11 protein-coding genes and 1 pseudogene are annotated in these 16,924 nt (G+C 58.9%); 6 read left to right on the top strand and 6 right to left on the bottom strand.

Annotation, left to right across the window (positions count from 1 at the left end; translation table 11 throughout):
- Positions 1–8: 8 nt before the first annotated feature.
- The 4 genes from QE435_RS06500 (at position 9) to scpA (ending at position 5,810) form a co-directional block, all read left to right on the top strand.
- The gene (locus QE435_RS06500; RefSeq protein ID WP_349040674.1) at positions 9–1,055 is read left to right on the top strand and encodes a glutathione synthase; all 1,047 of its coding nucleotides are present in this window, start codon (positions 9–11) and stop codon (positions 1,053–1,055) included.
- A 101-nt stretch (positions 1,056–1,156) separates the two neighbouring features.
- Entirely contained in the window at positions 1,157–2,050 is an 894-nt protein-coding gene (locus QE435_RS06495; RefSeq protein WP_349041144.1) for a DMT family transporter, read from the top strand.
- A gap of 187 nt (positions 2,051–2,237) precedes the next feature.
- Complete coding sequence (locus QE435_RS06490) at positions 2,238–3,506, top strand: GNAT family N-acetyltransferase (RefSeq protein WP_349040673.1); 1,269 nt, start codon at positions 2,238–2,240, stop codon at positions 3,504–3,506.
- Positions 3,507–3,668: 162 nt separating this feature from the next.
- The gene (scpA, locus tag QE435_RS06485; RefSeq protein ID WP_349040672.1) at positions 3,669–5,810 is read left to right on the top strand and encodes a methylmalonyl-CoA mutase; all 2,142 of its coding nucleotides are present in this window, start codon (positions 3,669–3,671) and stop codon (positions 5,808–5,810) included.
- Between the two features lie 135 nt (positions 5,811–5,945).
- On the opposite strand, the gene QE435_RS06480 is transcribed toward scpA, so the two are convergent.
- The 5 genes from QE435_RS06480 to QE435_RS06460 form a co-directional block, all read right to left on the bottom strand.
- A complete protein-coding gene (locus QE435_RS06480; RefSeq protein WP_349040671.1) occupies positions 5,946–6,776 on the bottom strand; it encodes a DUF4167 domain-containing protein in 831 nt (276 codons plus the stop codon).
- 385 nt (positions 6,777–7,161) lie between these two features.
- A complete protein-coding gene (prmC, locus tag QE435_RS06475; RefSeq protein ID WP_349040670.1) occupies positions 7,162–8,025 on the bottom strand; it encodes a peptide chain release factor N(5)-glutamine methyltransferase in 864 nt (287 codons plus the stop codon).
- Complete coding sequence (gene prfA / locus QE435_RS06470) at positions 8,022–9,101, bottom strand: peptide chain release factor 1 (RefSeq protein ID WP_306928435.1); 1,080 nt, start codon at positions 9,099–9,101, stop codon at positions 8,022–8,024. The genes prmC and prfA overlap by 4 nt, the downstream gene beginning before the upstream one ends.
- A 31-nt stretch (positions 9,102–9,132) precedes the next feature.
- Positions 9,133–11,400, bottom strand: coding sequence for a phosphoenolpyruvate--protein phosphotransferase (gene ptsP, locus QE435_RS06465; protein WP_306928438.1), 2,268 nt, complete (start codon positions 11,398–11,400; stop codon positions 9,133–9,135).
- Between the two features lie 163 nt (positions 11,401–11,563).
- Positions 11,564–12,844: an aspartate kinase gene (locus QE435_RS06460; protein ID WP_349040669.1), complete on the bottom strand. Its 1,281-nt coding sequence runs from the start codon at positions 12,842–12,844 to the stop codon at positions 11,564–11,566.
- Positions 12,845–13,186: 342 nt separating this feature from the next.
- On the opposite strand from QE435_RS06460, the pseudogene QE435_RS06455 reads away from it, so the two are divergent.
- Positions 13,187–15,032 (top strand): annotated as a pseudogene (locus QE435_RS06455) (DEAD/DEAH box helicase).
- 134 nt (positions 15,033–15,166) lie between these two features.
- Here QE435_RS06455 and QE435_RS06450 read toward each other — a convergent pair.
- The gene (locus QE435_RS06450) at positions 15,167–15,943 is read right to left on the bottom strand and encodes an SH3 domain-containing protein (protein ID WP_349040668.1); all 777 of its coding nucleotides are present in this window, start codon (positions 15,941–15,943) and stop codon (positions 15,167–15,169) included.
- A gap of 215 nt (positions 15,944–16,158) precedes the next feature.
- Between QE435_RS06450 and ubiG the strand changes: the two genes are divergently transcribed.
- The gene (ubiG, locus tag QE435_RS06445) at positions 16,159–16,905 is read left to right on the top strand and encodes a bifunctional 2-polyprenyl-6-hydroxyphenol methylase/3-demethylubiquinol 3-O-methyltransferase UbiG (RefSeq protein ID WP_349040667.1); all 747 of its coding nucleotides are present in this window, start codon (positions 16,159–16,161) and stop codon (positions 16,903–16,905) included.
- The last annotated feature ends 19 nt before the right edge of the window (positions 16,906–16,924 follow it).

Raw genomic sequence — 16,924 nt, 5'->3', positions numbered from 1 at the left:
AGGGACCCATGCGCCTAGCGTTTTTTGTCAATTCAATCGAAGGGGAGCATCCAAGCTACGCCACGGGACTTCTAGCGATGGCAGCGCTCAATCGCGGCCACGAAGTCATCTATCTGACGCCCGGAGATTTTACCTTGCGCCCGGATGACACGCTCGTGGTCCATGCGCTTGTCATGCCAAAGCAAAAATACAAGAAGGTCGAGAGTTTCCACGCGGTCCTGCAGGAACGCCAGTTGCAGCGAGAAACCATCGACATCGAGGAGATCGATGCGCTGATGCTACGCAACGATCCGTCGCTCGATCAGACCGCGCGGCCTTGGGCGGTGCATTCCGGCATTCTCTTCGGCCGATTGGCCGAGCAGCGAGGCGTGATCGTTCTCAACGACCCGGAAGGCCTGGCGCTCGCGCAGAATAAGCTCTACTTCCAGAGCTTTCCTGAAATCGTTCGCCCGACCACGCTGATTTCCCGCAATGTCGAGGAGATTCGCGCCTTTGCTGATGCTCATCCCAAAGGCGTCATCGTCAAACCCTTGCAGGGTTCCGGCGGCAAGAACGTCTTCAAGATCGGCTCCTCGAAGGAAACGAACCTGAACCAAATTTTTGAGGCGATCAGCATAGAAGGTTATCTTATCGCCCAAGCCTATCTGCCCGCAGCGAAGAATGGCGATATCCGTTTCTTCATGATGAATGGCGAACCGTTGATGCGAGACGGCGCCTATGCCGCGTTGCGTCGCGTGCCAGCAAAGGGCGATCTGCGCTCCAACATCCATGCCTCGGGCACAGCGGAAGCGGTCGAGGTGAATGACGAGGTACTGGCGCTTGCCGAAATGATGCGGCCGAAGCTGGTGGAGGACGGCATGTTCCTCGTCGGGCTCGATATTGTGGGTGACAAGATCCTTGAGGTGAACGTCTTTTCTCCGGGTGGTCTCGGCCATATCCGCGAACTCACCAGTGTGGACTTCACCGATACCGTTATCGAAGCTGTGGAAAAAAAGGTCTCCATGCAGGCGGCTTCAGGCGGTACGGTGAGCAACCGGCTGCTGGCCACGCTGTGATCCAACTTGCGGCCGCTTCGGCGAGGAAAATCCAATTGACCGAATCCGGACGCTTGCCTAACTGTTCCGGCATCACCTCTCTTGCCGGAACAATCAACGTCATGAAGCCGGGCCAACTCGCCGCCTATATCTTTCTTGCTGTGGCCTGGGGCCTCTCTTTCATGCTCGTGCTCCATGTGGTGGGCGCGTTTGGCTGGGTGGGGGCCGTGTCGCTCCGATGCTTCATCGCCAGCATCACGCTCTATCTGGTCGCCAAGGCGATCGGTCGTCACCTGGATTTTTCGGCTGGGTGGCGCGCCTTTGCCATGGTGGGAGCGACGACCGTTGCCGGACAGTTGATCGGCCTCTCCTACGCCACCCCCTTGATCGGCACCGCGATGGCGGCAATCATGGTCGCCAGCATTCCGCTCTTTTCCATGATGATCGGTCAGTTCTGGGGGTTGGAAAAGATGTCGCCGCAGTCGTTGCTCGGCATCGCCTTCGGCATCCTCGGCATCGTCATTCTTGTCGGCTTCCCCGCCGTTCCCATCACGGAGGCCTTTGTGCTCGGATGCATCGCCTGCATGCTGGGCTGCCTATGCGCTGCCTTCGGCAGCAACTATGCCAGCCGCTACCTGAAGGGGACTGGCTCGTGGGAAATCACTATCGGCTCTTTCTTCGCTGGCGGCGTCGTCACTCTGCCCCTGCTTGCCGTCGTGCCTGTTCCAACAATACCGTCCCTGCTCGATATCGGCTACTTGTTCGCTCTTGCCATCGTCATGAGTGCGCTGACCTACATCACCTATTTCCGCCTGGTCGCGACGATCGGCGCCACCAAGACGATCAGCGTCGAATTCGTGGTGACTGTAATTGCGGTGTTCATCGGTGCATTTGCTCTGGACGAGCCGCTATCGGCAGCGCAATTCATCGGTGCCGGTATCATTATCATAGGTTGCGCTCTGGTCCTCGGAGTTCTCCCTGCCCGCAAGCGCGCGCCCGTCGTTCCGGATTTATGATCTCATGCGAATATTTCGTTGCGGGGGCACTCAACATTTGTCCGATCCCGATCTATGATCAATACGTTGTGGTACCCGCTGGAGCGTGATGATTTCTCACCCGTCTCATTCGCCTGATACCAATTAAAGTACGGAAGCTGCTTCGGCTTTTATGGTAATCCTACATCCAGCAATGGTATAGAAGAGCATGGCAAGCGACCCAAACGATCCGGATTTCAGCGAAAATCGATTCGCCATGATGAAGACCTCCGTTGAACTGGAGCGACCCGAAGCGGATAGCAGTATCCGTGTCGGTCGCGAGGGTCGCGAATTCTGCATCTATCCAGGCCAGCTTGGTTACGATCTTCAGGAAGAACTCGATTTCCTGTCCAACCGCGTGATGGAGCCGAACGTCTTTTTCACCGGACGGCTTCTGGCACCAGCCATGCCGCGCATCGACGACCGCTCCGTTCGCTTCGCCCTGATGCGGGACGAAAATGGCACGCGCAGCCGCATGCGTTTTCTCATGCCTTTCACCGTCGAGAAGCCCGGCTTCTCCGTCGGCCCATCCATTCTGCGCGCCTGGGCCAATCCCTTTGGTCCACTCGGAACGCCGCTTGTCGATATTGAAGGTGCCGGTGAAACGGTCGATAATCTGCTCGACGCCCTGATGCAGCCGGAACTCAGACTCCCCAAGGTGCTCGTTCTTCCCTTGGCGCGGTTGAATGGCCCCTTCGTGCGAATGATCCGGACGATCGCCATGACCCGAAACCTTCCGGTTGCGACCGCCGAACGCGGCAGAAGGCCGCTTCTGGAAAACGGTCCGGATGCTGACAGCTTTCTTCATGACCGGCTTTCGGACGCTGACCGCGCGCTTCTCAAGGCCAAATGGTCGGATCTGGAAGCAATGGGAGAGGTCACCTATGATGTCGCCCGCCAGGCTCGCGACGTGCGCATGCGAATGGAGGAGTTTCTGGCGCTGGAGGCGCATGGCAGGAGTAACCGCAAGCGCAATGCGCTCGTTACCGATCGCTACCGCACCGCCTTCGCCCGCGAAGCCATGAACAACCTGGCAGAGATCGACTCGGCGCGTATCCATACGCTCAACCTCAACGGTGAAGCGATCGCCTCCGTCGTCATCCTCATGGCCATGGGCGAAGCGTTTATTTGGAAGGCGGCATTCAACGAGCGTTATGCCAACTATATGCCGGAGCGTCTTCTTGCCCATCGGCTGACCGAATGGCAGCTTGACGACGCCAACATCATCCGGACCGACAGCTGCGTTCCAGAAGAGGAATTGCCGCTCAACCAATTGTGGGGCAACACTGCCGAGATGGGAACGCTTGTCATCGGCCTTTCGCAAAATAGCGACCGTGACGTGCGTCAGGTCGCAGCTCAGGTCCACATGTACCGAAACACCCGCAACCTGGCTAAAGCCTTGCGTGCACGCATCATGTCGCTTGGACGCAAGGCATAAGCTTGATCGATCGTAGCGGTTGTTAAATCACCCATTGCTTTCTAACGTGTCTGTCTGGTCGCAATCCGATGCGACCGGATGGAGAGATAAACGTTTGGTCCTTGCAGCGACTTCCGAAAGGCGCGTCGCTATCTCAAGACGAAACGCAACAGGGAGACAGGCATGTCGGAGGAAAAGTCGGTGATGGATTGGGAGAAACTGGCCGAGAAAGAACTCAAGCGGTCTCCCGACACATTGACCTGGCAGACGCCCGAGGGAATTGCCGTCAAGCCGCTCTACACTGCACAGGACCTAGAGAATGTCTCCCATCTCGATAGCCTGCCGGGCTTAAAGCCCTTCGTCCGTGGCCCACGGGCGACGATGTATGCAGGCCGCCCCTGGACGATCCGCCAATATGCCGGATTCTCGACCGCTGAAGAATCCAACGCCTTCTACAAGCGTAATCTGGCCGCAGGTCAAAAAGGCCTGTCTGTCGCCTTCGATCTTGCCACCCATCGCGGTTATGACAGCGACCACGAGCGCGTGGTCGGCGATGTCGGCAAAGCGGGTGTGGCGATCGATTCCGTCGAGGACATGAAGATCCTGTTTGACGGTATTCCACTAAAGGAAATGTCGGTCTCCATGACGATGAATGGCGCGGTGATCCCGATCCTCGCCTCCTTCATCGTCGCCGGTGAAGAACAGGGATGCGCACGCGCCGAGCTTTCCGGCACCATTCAGAACGACATTCTCAAAGAATTCATGGTGCGCAACACCTATATCTACCCGCCGGAACCCTCGATGCGGATCATTGCCGACATCATCGAATATACGGCGCGTGAAATGCCACGCTTCAATTCCATCTCGATTTCCGGCTACCACATGCAGGAAGCGGGTGCGACGCTGGTGCAGGAACTCGCCTTCACGCTGGCCGATGGTCGCGAATATGTGCGTGCGGCCTTGAAGAAGGGGCTCAATGTCGACGACTTTGCCGGTCGTCTCTCATTCTTCTTCGCCATCGGCATGAACTTCTTCATGGAAGCGGCGAAGCTTCGCGCCGCACGTCTTCTTTGGTCGCGGATCATGGAGGAGTTCAACCCGCAAAAGGCATCCTCGATGATGCTGCGCACCCACTGCCAGACCTCCGGCGTATCCCTTCAGGAACAGGATCCGTTCAACAACGTCATCCGCACGGCCTATGAGGCGCTGTCTGCCGTGCTAGGCGGCACGCAATCGCTTCACACCAATGCACTCGATGAGGCAATGGCGCTGCCGACCGATTTTTCTGCCCGCATTGCCCGCAACACCCAGCTCATTCTCCAGCACGAAACTGGCATCACCAAGGTGGTGGACCCGCTGGCAGGCTCTTACTATGTCGAAAGCCTGACGAACGAACTTGCAGAGAAGGCCTGGGCGTTGATCGAAGAGGTCGAGCAACTGGGCGGCATGACCAAGGCCGTCGATGAGGGCTTGCCGAAGCGGCTGATCGAGGAGGCCGCAACAAAACGCCAGGCTGCCGTCGATCGCGGCGAAGAGATCATCGTCGGCGTCAACAAGTTCCGGCTGGAAAATGAGGAGCCGCTCGACATTCTGGATATCGACAACTCCGCCGTGCGGGCCTCGCAGATCAAGCGTCTGGAGACCGTGCGACGCCAGCGCAACCCGGCTAATGTCGAGAAAACATTGGCGACGCTTTCGGAGGTTGCGCGCACGGGACAAGGCAATCTGCTCGAAGCGGCTGTTGAAGCTGCGCGTGCGAGAGCCACCGTCGGAGAGATTTCAGACGCAATGCGCGCCGTCTTTGGGGACCATGCCGCCGTACCGGAAGTCGTCCACGACGTTTACGGTGCAGCCTATGAGGACGATCCCGAATTCGCCACCCTGCGCAACCGCATCGATGAACTAACGAGCACCGTCGGTGGCAAGCCGCGCATGATGGTCGCCAAGCTCGGCCAGGATGGGCACGACCGCGGCGCTAAAATCATCGCATCCGCCTTTGGCGACATCGGCTTCGACGTCATTGCGGGACCGCTCTTCCAGACGCCGGATGAGGCAGCCGATCTTGCCGTGGAGAACAAGGTGCATGTGGTCGGCATGTCGTCGCTCGCTGCCGGCCACAAAACGCTTGCGCCGCAGCTTGTCGATGCGCTCAAGGCCAAGGGAGCGGAGAACATCGTCGTCATCGTCGGCGGCGTTATCCCGCGTCAGGACTATGAGTTCCTGCTCGATCACGGCGTCGCTGCCGTCTTCGGCCCTGGAACAAATGTGCTCGAAGCAGCACGCGCCGTTATCGATCTGATGCAGGGCCGATTGCGGAATGCGTGACCGCGGTACATCGGCCCGAAAATCAAACCAAGTGTCGGGCCGATGGGTGGATTGTAGGGACGCTCTCATCATCTCAACAAAAAAGCGATGGATTTTCACCCATCGCTCTTCTTTTATCGCTGTGAAAGAACTGCCTTACTCGGCAGCTTTCTCCAATTCGGAAGGCTGCTCGCCTTCTGCCTCTTCGGTGCCTGCCGTGCGGCGTGGGCGGCGAGGACGCGGGCTGGTGCTGCGCGTGCGGCGCGGTGCGCGCTCGCTTGCACCGGCTTCTGCCTGGGCTTCCTCTTCGACGGCCACTTCCTTCGGCGTGCCTTCGATCACCGGCTGCGGTGCCGAGCTTGCATCATAAACCGGAGCGACGGGGACCGGCGCTGCGTCGACAGTCTCTGCACTTTCTTCGGCCTGCGCTTCGCGCGGCTGACGATCAGGGCGATTTGGGCGGTCGCGGCGATCGCGACGCTCACCACGCTCCGGACGATCTTGCCGTTCCTGACGCTCAGGCCGCTCTTGGCGTTCCTGACGTTCGGGCTGATCCTGACGATGAGAGCGTTGTTCGTTCTGCTCATGCGCGATCGGCAGCACAACAACGACGTCGTCATTGTCATTGCCATCCATATCGTCGCCATCACGGTCGTTGCCGTACTCACCACGATCGTCGCGCTGGAAGCGTTCCTGCATCTGCGCTTGAGCGGATGCGATGATGCGGTTGTAATGTTCAGCGTGCTGCAGGTAATTTTCCGCCATGACGCGATCGCCGGAGCTTTGAGCATCACGGGCGAGTGCTGCGTATTTTTCCGCAATATGCTGGGCAGTGCCGCGGATCTTCACATCGGGGCCGGAACTGTCATAGGTTCTGGTCAGCGGATTTCCACCCTTACGGTTGAAATTGTTGTTGTTTCCGCCGCCATTATTATTGTTGTTGTTATTACGCCCCCGGCCGCGCTTGTTTTGCTGTCCTGGCCTCATCAATTGCTCACCTGAATTCTGTTGTGCTGACAATTCTCATTTTTCGATGCGATCCGGATAAGGAACCAGTCCTCCCTTGAACCGCGACCACTACGCGCCCTGCTCTCAAAAGAGACAAGACTTCGCGTTTGCCGACCCGATGCGCATATGCTGCATCTAGCCGCTTGCGAACAAAGTTTCCTGAATCACATGCCGGAAATGCCCAGCCTTTCAGAGTTCTCCAAGAGAACCCGCTTCGGGACTGATCCAAACCCTGACGAATCTTATCTCGCCCTCAGCCACCCGGCATGTGGCCGCAAACTAGCCCGCTTCCTGCGGAAATCCAAGCCTTTTCTTTTGCTTTGCAAAATATCCTTGAACAAAACACCCGCAGCTGTTTTTTGACCTACCTGCGGAATATCAATACGCGATCGTTGCCGCCATAGTCTTTGACGCGGTCGACGCAATCATATCCCTCAGATGCAAATATGGTCGCTACATCTGCCATTTGATCGTAGCCTATTTCGACCCCGACCACTCCACCACTTTCGAGAAAATCCACTGCTTTTTCAGCTATGACTCTGTACGGGAAGAGGCCATCCGCACCGCCATCCAGGGCGATCAAGGGATCGAATTCGCGAACTTCGCGACCCAATGTATCGATGACGTCTGTTCTAATATAAGGCGGGTTTGACAAGATTATGTCGAACTTCCCGGAAATATGGTCGTACCAGTCACTCTCCACCGTTTGAAAACGCTCCTGAAGTCCAAATCTTTCCGCGTTGCGCCAAGCCGTTGCCAGGGCATCCGCCGACACATCACTCCCGACGCCCGTGGCTTCAGGAACAGAATGCAGCAGTGACAGGCAGATCGCGCCGGTGCCAATCCCCATATCCAGGATACGCGCCTTGCCCTTTTGCGCAACGATGGCCCGCAGATGTGGCAACACGGCCTCCACCAGCGCCTCCGTATCCGGCCTCGGCTCCAGCGTTCCCGGTGACATGAGAAAGTCTAGACCGTAGAACTCGCGGTGTCCCAGGATGCGGTGGACAGGCTCTCCCTTTTCCCGCCGCGCGATCAGCCCTTCGATCCGCTTTGCTTCATCTGGATGAACCAGTCGCGATCCATTCAGAACGAAGTCGGTGAGCGAAAAGCCGATCACGTCGCCGATCAACAGCCGCGCATCCGTCGATGGATCGGCAATGCCCGCTCCAGCAAGGCGCCGCTTTGCATCGGCCACAAGAGCTTGAACGGTCGTCTCGACGCTCACTGCTGCTCGCCAAGCTGCGCCAGCTGACCCGCCTGATAATCGGCAATCAGCGCGTCGACCAACTCATCGATATCGCCTTCCATGATGCGATCGAGCTTGTAGAGCGTCAGGTTGATGCGGTGATCGGTGACGCGACCCTGTGGGAAATTATAGGTGCGGATACGCTCGGATCGATCTCCAGAACCCACCTGGCTCTTGCGATCAGCGGAACGTTCGCTGTCGGCCTTTTGCCGCTCGATGTCGTAAAGTCTGGAGCGCAAAACCTGCATCGCCTTCGCACGGTTCTGGTGCTGCGACTTCTCCGAGGATGTCACGATCAGACCGGTCGGCAAATGGGTGATGCGGACGGCGGAGTCGGTGGTGTTGACGTGCTGGCCGCCGGCACCGGATGCGCGCATCGTATCGATGCGGATATCTTCCGGGCGGATTTCGATGTCGATGTCCTCGGCTTCCGGCAACACGGCAACGGTGGCGGCAGAGGTGTGGATGCGCCCGCCAGCTTCCGTTTCCGGGACCCGCTGGACGCGGTGAACGCCGGACTCGAATTTCAGCTTGGAGAACACGCCGCGGCCACTGATCGTCGCAATGATTTCCTTGAAGCCCCCCGCTTCGCCTTCGCTAGATGAGAGCACCTCCACCTTCCAGCCCTTGCCGCTGGCGAAGCGCTCATACATGCGGAAGAGATCGCCAGCGAAGAGTGCTGCTTCAGAGCCACCGGTGCCTGCTCGGATTTCAAGGATCGCGCTCTTTTCGTCCGCTGCATCCTTCGGCAGAAGAAGGATCTGCATGTCCTTCTCCAGCGCCTCGATGCGCTCGGAAAGCTCCGGCAGTTCTGCCTCGGCCAGTTCACGCATGTCGCGATCCATCGTCTTGTCGGACAGGATCGCCTCCAGATCGGCAGCCTCGGCCGTCGCCTTCTCATATTCGCGAATGGTTTTCACCACCGGCTGGAGTTCCGAATATTCGGAGGCCAGCTTGACATAGACATCCGCGGCCGGGCCTGCAGACATACGCGCTTCGATCTCGCCGAAGCGGCGTTCAAGCTCACGCATTTTCTCGACGGGAAGCTTCGCCACCTGTCACATACTCCACTTTTTATTTCGTAGCTTAGATAGGGATTGAATGCGTTGCAGCAAACCGCACCAGCAAATCACGTGTACTTTCCAATGATTTGCTGTCATCCAGCGCAGCATTCAATTCTTCCGCCAGCAGACCCGCGTCGACCCCGAGCAGCATGGCTTTCACCGGACCGATGGCCGTCGGCGACATCGAAATCGATCGGAAACCGAGCCCGATCAACGCCATGGCCGACAATGGCTTGCTTGCCATTTCGCCGCAGAGCGTCACCGGCGTGTTGTTGCGTTCGCCAGCCCGAATGATGTCACGCAAGATACGCAGGAACGGTTTGCCCAGAGTGTCGAAGCGATCCGAGACACGGGCATTGCCACGATCCACCGCCATCGAGAACTGGAACAGATCGTTCGATCCGACCGAGACGAAGTCCACTTCCGACATCAACTCGTCGAGCTGCCACATCAGCGACGGCACTTCCAGCATCACACCGAATTGCAGCTTGCGCGGCAGCGCATGGCTGAACTTCGAAAGATGCTGAACTTCCTTCTGCATCAACTCGCGAACGGCATGAATTTCCGAGACTTCCGTCACCATAGGCAACATCATCTTCAGCTCGGCCCCAGACGCCGCACGCAGAAGCGCCCGCATCTGGGTGCGCAACAGACCTGGACGGTCGAGCGACAGACGAATGGCGCGCCAGCCGAGCGCCGGGTTTTCTTCTTCCTGTCCACGCATATAGGAGACGACCTTATCGCCGCCGATATCCAGTGTGCGGAAGGTTACGGGCTTGCCCTTGGCCTGGCGCAGGACGCTCCGGTAAAACGCCTCCTGCTCCTCGCCCTTCGGCATATTCGATGCGATCATGAATTGCAGTTCGGTGCGGAAGAGACCAATACCGTCCGCGCCGGACTCTTCCAACTGCGGAAGATCGACCAGCAGGCCGGCATTCATCTTCAGGCTGACCTTCTGGCCATCCTTCGTGATCGGCTCAACGTCACGCAGTGCACGGAACTGTTCCTGGCGGCGGGCACGGAGGCGAACCTTCTCTTCATAGGCGCGCTGCAGGTCGGTGACGGGCCGCAAATGCACCTTGCCGTCGTCGCCGTCGATGATGATCGGGTCATTGTTTTCGGCCAGCGCCACGATACCTGTCGCCTGACCGATGACCGGAATGCCCATGGCACGCGCAACGATCACCACGTGGCTCGTGACCGCGCCGTCTTCCAGCACCAGACCGCGCAGCTTCTCACGCGGATAATCCAAAAGCTCGGCAGCGCCCATGGCGCGCGCCAGCACGATGGCATCGACCGGAAATTCGTGTTCGGGACCCCTGCCGCCAAAGCCCATCAACTGCCGCAGCAGGCGGTTGGCCAGATCGTCGAAATCATGCATCCGCTCGCGCAGATAGGGATCGGTCAGGCGCATCATGCGCGCCTTGGTGTCGCTCTGCACCTTCTCGACCGCGGCTTCTGCCGTCAGACCGTTGCGGATCGCCTCTTCCATACGGCGAACCCAGCCCTGGTCGTGGGCAAACATCCGGTAGGTTTCCAGCACCTCGCGATGCTCGCCTTCGGTCGCGACATCACGGCGCTGCAACATGTCGTCGATCGAAATGCGCAGCGAGCCGATGGCTTCGGCAAGGCGACGGATTTCGGTATCGGCGTCTTCGTTCAGAAGGTTGGTGACGACGATGCGGGGATCGTGAAGGACAACGTGGCCGAGACCGATGCCTTCACCATAGGCGTCGCCATCGATGGAGACGGCTCTGGTCAGGTCCAATTCCACGCCGGGGCGGGTAATTTTCTTCAATTCGCCGCTCGCCACGATTTCCGCAATAAGCATTGCGGTTGTCTCAAGCGCTTCAACTTCATCCTCCCGGTATGTTCGGCTGGTCTTGTTCTGAACGACAAGAACGCCAAGAGTGCGACCGGATCTCAAAATCGGCACCCCGAGGAAGGAATGATAAATTTCTTCACCCGTTTCAGGGAGATAACGGAAAGCGGGATGCGCCTGGGCATCGGAAAGATTGAGCGGCTGAGCGGAAGCGGCGATCGTACCGACAAGACCCTGCCCCATTTTCAACTGGGCAAGATGGACCGCATCCTTGTTCAGGCCTTCGGTGGCATAAAGCTCGAGAATGCTGTCGGAGCGAAGCACGTAAACGGAACACACTTCGGCAACCATGTTGCTGGCGATCTGCCGGACAATCTGGTCGAGGCGCTCCTGCGGCTCAAGATGCTCCGCCATCATTTCGCGAAGCCGCCTGAGAAGGACACGCGGACCTGCGGAAAGGTCTCTCATCGCGCATGCTCCCGAATGCCGATCGTGCAAACCCTTGCGGCCCGCACGAAAGGCTCAATCAAATCTAAGGCGTACCGCCCCCGGCTCTCAAGCCGAAAGCGACACTTGCATCAGAACACCGTTCTTCGGAAAGAATCGAATAACGTGTACTGACGTTCAAGAATCAACTTTTATCCAGACCGTAAGCAGAATGCAAAGTGCGAACTGCAAGTTCGGCATAGGCGCCGTCGATCAGGATCGAAATCTTGATTTCCGAGGTGGTGATCGCCTTGATGTTGATGTTCTTTTCAGCCAGCGCCTTGAACGCGCTTGCCGCAACACCTGCGTGGCTGCGCATGCCGATGCCGATGACCGACACCTTGGCAAGGCCGGTTTCGTTCTGCACCACGTCAAAGCCGATCTGTGCCTTGTTGTCTTCCAGAACCGTCAGCGCCTTGGGAGCGTCGCCGGAAGGAACCGTAAAGGTCATATCGGTGCGCGAACCGTCTTCGGAAATGTTCTGCACGATCATATCGACGTTGATATGCGCTTCAGCGAGCGGGCCGAAGATAGCGGCCGAAACGCCGGGGCGATCCGAGAGGCGACGCAGCGAGATTTGCGCTTCATCCTTGGCATAGGCGATGCCGGTTACGACTTCCTGTTCCACGATTTCATCCTCGTCACAAATCAAAGTACCGGGCGGATTGATAAGGTCACCCATGCCCGGCGCATCGGGATCTTCAAAACTGGAGCGCACGAAGGTCCGAACCTTATGCACCATGGCAAGCTCGACAGAACGGACCTGCAGAACCTTGGCACCGAGCGACGCCATTTCGAGCATTTCCTCGAATGCCACCTTCTTCAGGCGGCGAGCCTTCGGCTCGATGCGCGGGTCGGTCGTGTAGACGCCGTCCACATCGGTATAGATGTCGCAGCGATCGGCCTTGACGCCAGCAGCAATGGCAACGGCGGACGTATCGGAACCGCCACGTCCAAGGGTCGCAATGCGATTGTCCGGGCCGAGACCCTGGAAACCGGCGATCACAGCCACCTGACCCTCGCCCATGCGGCGAATGATATCGGAACCGTCAATGTCGAGAATACGCGCAGCGCCATGGGCGTTGTCGGTGCGGATCGGGATCTGCCAGCCCTGCCAGGAGCGGGCGTTCACACCCATGGACTGAAGCGCAATCGCCAGAAGACCCGATGTGACCTGCTCGCCCGACGCGACGACGGCATCATATTCACGCGCGTCGTAAAAAGATGCGGAGCCACTGGCACCAGCGACCTTCGGCGTGTTCTGCACCCAATCGACCAGTTCATTGGTTTTTCCGGACATGGCCGAAACCACCACGGCCACTTCATGGCCGGCATCCACTTCACGTTTCACATGTCGGGCGACATTGTGAATACGTTCGAGGTTCGCGACGGATGTACCGCCGAATTTCATGACAATGCGAGCCATAGCCTAGACCAGTACCATCCCACTGCGCCGCGAGAGCGGCAGATAAGCACACATCCCGTTTCCCCCGGAGACCGGGCTGTCAGGTTGCGGGTCTCTTAGCGAAAAGGATAAGGCCATGCAATGCCGTTTGTGAACCATGCGGTACGGTTGTGGACGCGTGCCCGCGCCGCGCTCCAGGCAAGCCTTCGCGCCAAAATCAGTAAGCGTACCGCCCCGCACTGTACAAATGCGGGCAATCACAGTAAAAGCGCGCCACATGAATTGGCCATAGTGGCCTTAACGGCCTGTGTGGCGTCGTCCGTTTGGGACAAATGCAGGCATCCATATTCCGAAAGACGGTAGATGACAGACACTCAGGGTATCGCCCCTGCGATTGCGCAGGCGTTGGAAAAGCGCGGCTATAAAGACTTGACCCCGGTTCAGCAGTCCATGCTTGACCCAGACCTTGCCGACAAGGACGCGCTGGTCTCAGCGCAGACCGGTTCGGGCAAGACGGTTGCTTTCGGCATTGCGCTGGCGCGAACCCTTCTGACAAATGGCGACCGTTTCGGCGCAGCCGCTGCTCCGCTCGCTCTCGCCATCGCGCCCACCCGCGAACTTGCCATGCAGGTGAAACGCGAGCTTGAATGGCTCTACGAATTTGCCGGTGTCTCGATTGCTTCCTGCGTCGGTGGCATGGATATCCGCAACGAACGGCGCGCGCTGGAACGCGGCTCCCACATCGTCGTCGGTACGCCTGGCCGTATCTGCGACCATATCAAGCGGGGCGCACTCGACCTGTCGTCGCTGCGTGCCGTGGTGCTGGATGAAGCAGACGAGATGCTCGATCTCGGATTCCGCGAAGATCTGGAATTCATTCTGGAGGAATCCCCGGAAGATCGCCGGACGCTGATGTTCTCGGCTACCGTTCCGCGCAGCATTGCCAAGCTTGCCGAAAGCTACCAGAAGAACGCAGTGCGCATCGCCTCTGCGTCCGAACAGAAGCAGCACGTCGATATCGAATACCGCGCCATGATGGTCGCCCCTTCGGATCGCGAACACGCCATCATCAACGCGCTGCGTTTCTACGAGGCGCGCAATGCCATCGTCTTCTGCTCAACCCGCGCCGCCGTCAACCACCTGACGGCCCGCCTGAACAATCGCGGATTCTCTGTCGTGGCTCTTTCGGGTGAGCTGTCGCAGAACGAGCGCACCCACGCGCTTCAGGCCATGCGCGACGGACGCGCCCGCGTCTGTGTCGCGACCGACGTGGCTGCCCGTGGTATTGACCTGCCCGGCCTGGAACTCGTCATCCACGCCGACCTGCCGACCAATTCCGAAACGCTTCTTCACCGTTCTGGCCGTACCGGTCGTGCTGGACAGAAGGGTGTCAGCGCCATCGTCGTTCCCGTCAACCAGCGTCGTAAGGCCGAGCGTCTCCTCGAAGGCGCGAAGGTCAGCCCCGCTTGGGTTCACCCGCCCTTCTGCCGACGAGATCGTCGAACGCGATGGTGCCCGCCTTCTGGCAGATCCATCGCTGAACGAAGCAGTTACTGATGACGAGCGCCATTTCGTCACCAAGCTTCTGGAGCAACATGGCGCTGAAAAGGTCGCTGCGGCCTTCGTCCGTATGTACCACTCCGGTCGCTCGGCGCCTGAAGACATTGCAGAAGTTGCGCTGGATGGCCGCAAGCCGCGTCGCGACAGCTTCGAAACTGTCGAGAATAACGCGCCGCGCCGTGAACGCTCTGACTTCGCCGATAGCGCCTGGTTTACCCTTTCGGTCGGCCGCAAGCAGAATGCCGAACCCCGCTGGCTGATCCCCATGCTCTGCCGTTTCGGCAAGCTGACGCGCCAGGATATCGGCGCGATCCGCATGCAGCAGACGGAAACCTATGTGGAATTGGCAGCTGACGCCGTCGACCGCTTCGAGTCCGCTCTCGGCAAGGACATGACGCTTGAAAAGGGCATCCGGGTCAAGGCCATGGAAGGCAAGCCCGACATGACGGGCAAGAGCCGCGAAGACACCCGCCCGCCAAAGGCCCAAAAGAAATTCGTGGGCAAGAGTGATTTCGGCGGTGAGCGCCGTGGTGATGACAAGCCCTGGAAGAAAAAGGCCAATGCCGCAGGCGACCGGCCCGGAAAGTTCGAGGGCAAAAAGGATAAACCCTTCGAAAAGCGCGGGCCTAAGAAAAAAGACCACGCATAAAAAGAGCCCGGCTACAGCGCCGGGCCAAAAATCCGAACCGATTTTCGGACAGCACAATGCGTAGACTTAAAGAAAGATAGACCGCTGTGCGTCCAAAAGGACGCACAGCGGTCTCACCGTCTTGCTTTTCAGTTTTAACGACCTTCGCAGTTGCGATCGCCTGGGCGGCACCACATGCCACCCTGATTGGACGGCTCCTGTTGCTGCTCCTGCCAGCGCCGTTGGCGCTCGCCATCGTTCCAGTTGCGATTGCGTTCACCATCTCGGTCACGGTCGCGCTCCCAACGGGGGCGGTCCCTGTCGCGCTCACGCTCTCTGTCTCGCTCCATCCGTTGCTGCTCGCGCTCGCGACGGTCACGGTCGGCCTGATCCCAGTTGCCGTAACGCTCTTCCCAGCGCCCATCATTTGGGCCGGGACCACGCCGGTCGCGCCACTCTTCCCGCGGCGGACGGGGGCGATCGCGATCGGCCCATGGCGGTGGTGCGTTCCAGTAGCCACCTGCCGGTGGCGGGCGGCGCCAACGGTCGCGCTCGCGATAGAAGTCGCGGTCGCGATAATAGCGGTCCCAATAGCGGCCCACCTCGAAGGTGATGATCGGAACGCCGAGGTCGCGATAGTAGCGCGGCTCGACATAGACACGGTTCTGACGGTAGAGCGCCTGGATGTATCGACCGGCCACCCAGCCTCGTCCATAGCTGAACGAAACGTCACACCATGGCGTGTCGGAGAGGCAACCGTGGATGGTCAGCGGTGCCCCGTTCGGAATCACCACGACCGCAGGATAGGCGGTACTCGGGCCGGAGCGCATATTGACATTGGCGGTGGCAAATCCGCGCGTTGCCGCCTCAGCGAGCGCTGGCGCGGCCATGAGCGCCAGAAGCGCAATCGCACCAAATATTTTCTTCTTCACTTTTTTCTCCTCAAGCAAAGGCCGGGTCACCGATCTCGGCAATCAGTATGGGAAAAATACGCTCCACTTGCTGAACGCAGCATGAAACGAAAACTCCGCTAAAACAGTTCCTTGCGTCGATGGACCGCGGCCGAATACATCGTCCATGAAGACCCGACCCTTGACTTCACCACCCAATCATCCGACTTCAGGCTAGAAGCATTCAGGAGAACACCATGAGCGAGACCGCGAAAACGACGATCGACCAGAGCGAAGTGGATCGTTTCTCTGCCATGGCTGCAGAGTGGTGGAGCCCAACCGGGAAATTCCGCCCGCTGCACAAATTCAACCCTGTCCGGCTCGAATATATTCGCAACCGCGTGTGTGAAAACTTCGGGCGCGACCCGAAGGCACATCGCCCGCTGGAAGGCCTTCGCTTTCTAGACATCGGCTGCGGCGGGGGTCTCTTGTCAGAGCCGATGGCGCGCATGGGCGCCGAGATGGTTGGCGCCGATCCATCCGAAAAGAACATCGGCATTGCGTCCACCCACGCACGCGAGAGCGGCGTTCAGGTCGATTATCGCGCTGTCACTGCCGAACAGTTGCAGGCAGCGGGCGAAACCTTCGACGTGATCCTGAACATGGAAGTGGTCGAGCACGTTGCCGACGTAAACCTCTTCCTGACCACCTGCGCGCAGATGGTCCGCCCCGGCGGACTGATGTTTGCCGCAACGATCAACAGAACGCTGAAGGCCCGTGCGCTTGCCATTTTCGCCGCCGAAAATGTCTTGAAGTGGCTTCCCCGCGGGACGCATCAATATGAAAAGCTCGTTCGCCCGGACGAGCTGGAACGTCCTTTGACCGCCAACGGTCTGGATATCATCCACCGCACGGGGGTTTTCTATAATGTCCTGCAGGACAGGTGGAACCTGTCTCCCGACATGGATGTCAACTACATGATGCTGGCGAAGCGACCCGCGTAACTTACGGCCTCTCAGGCTG

The organism is Agrobacterium sp. SORGH_AS 787 (assembly GCF_030819035.1).
Classification (GTDB): domain Bacteria; phylum Pseudomonadota; class Alphaproteobacteria; order Rhizobiales; family Rhizobiaceae; genus Agrobacterium; species Agrobacterium larrymoorei_B.
The sequence above is the reverse complement of the archived record's forward strand: the minus strand, read 5'-3'. Positions and strand labels throughout refer to the sequence as shown.

Excerpts from the sequence above, each read along its gene's own strand:
- QE435_RS06500 (WP_349040674.1), top strand. The coding sequence starts at position 9 with ATGCGCCTAGCGTTTTTTGTCAATTCAATCGAAGGGGAGCATCCAAGC.
- QE435_RS06495 (WP_349041144.1), top strand. The coding sequence starts at position 1,157 with ATGAAGCCGGGCCAACTCGCCGCCTATATCTTTCTTGCTGTGGCCTGG.
- QE435_RS06490 (WP_349040673.1), top strand. The coding sequence starts at position 2,238 with ATGGCAAGCGACCCAAACGATCCGGATTTCAGCGAAAATCGATTCGCC.
- scpA (WP_349040672.1), top strand. The coding sequence starts at position 3,669 with ATGTCGGAGGAAAAGTCGGTGATGGATTGGGAGAAACTGGCCGAGAAA.
- QE435_RS06480 (WP_349040671.1), bottom strand. The coding sequence starts at position 6,776 with ATGAGGCCAGGACAGCAAAACAAGCGCGGCCGGGGGCGTAATAACAAC.
- ptsP (WP_306928438.1), bottom strand. The coding sequence starts at position 11,400 with ATGAGAGACCTTTCCGCAGGTCCGCGTGTCCTTCTCAGGCGGCTTCGC.
- QE435_RS06460 (WP_349040669.1), bottom strand. The coding sequence starts at position 12,844 with ATGGCTCGCATTGTCATGAAATTCGGCGGTACATCCGTCGCGAACCTC.
- ubiG (WP_349040667.1), top strand. The coding sequence starts at position 16,159 with ATGAGCGAGACCGCGAAAACGACGATCGACCAGAGCGAAGTGGATCGT.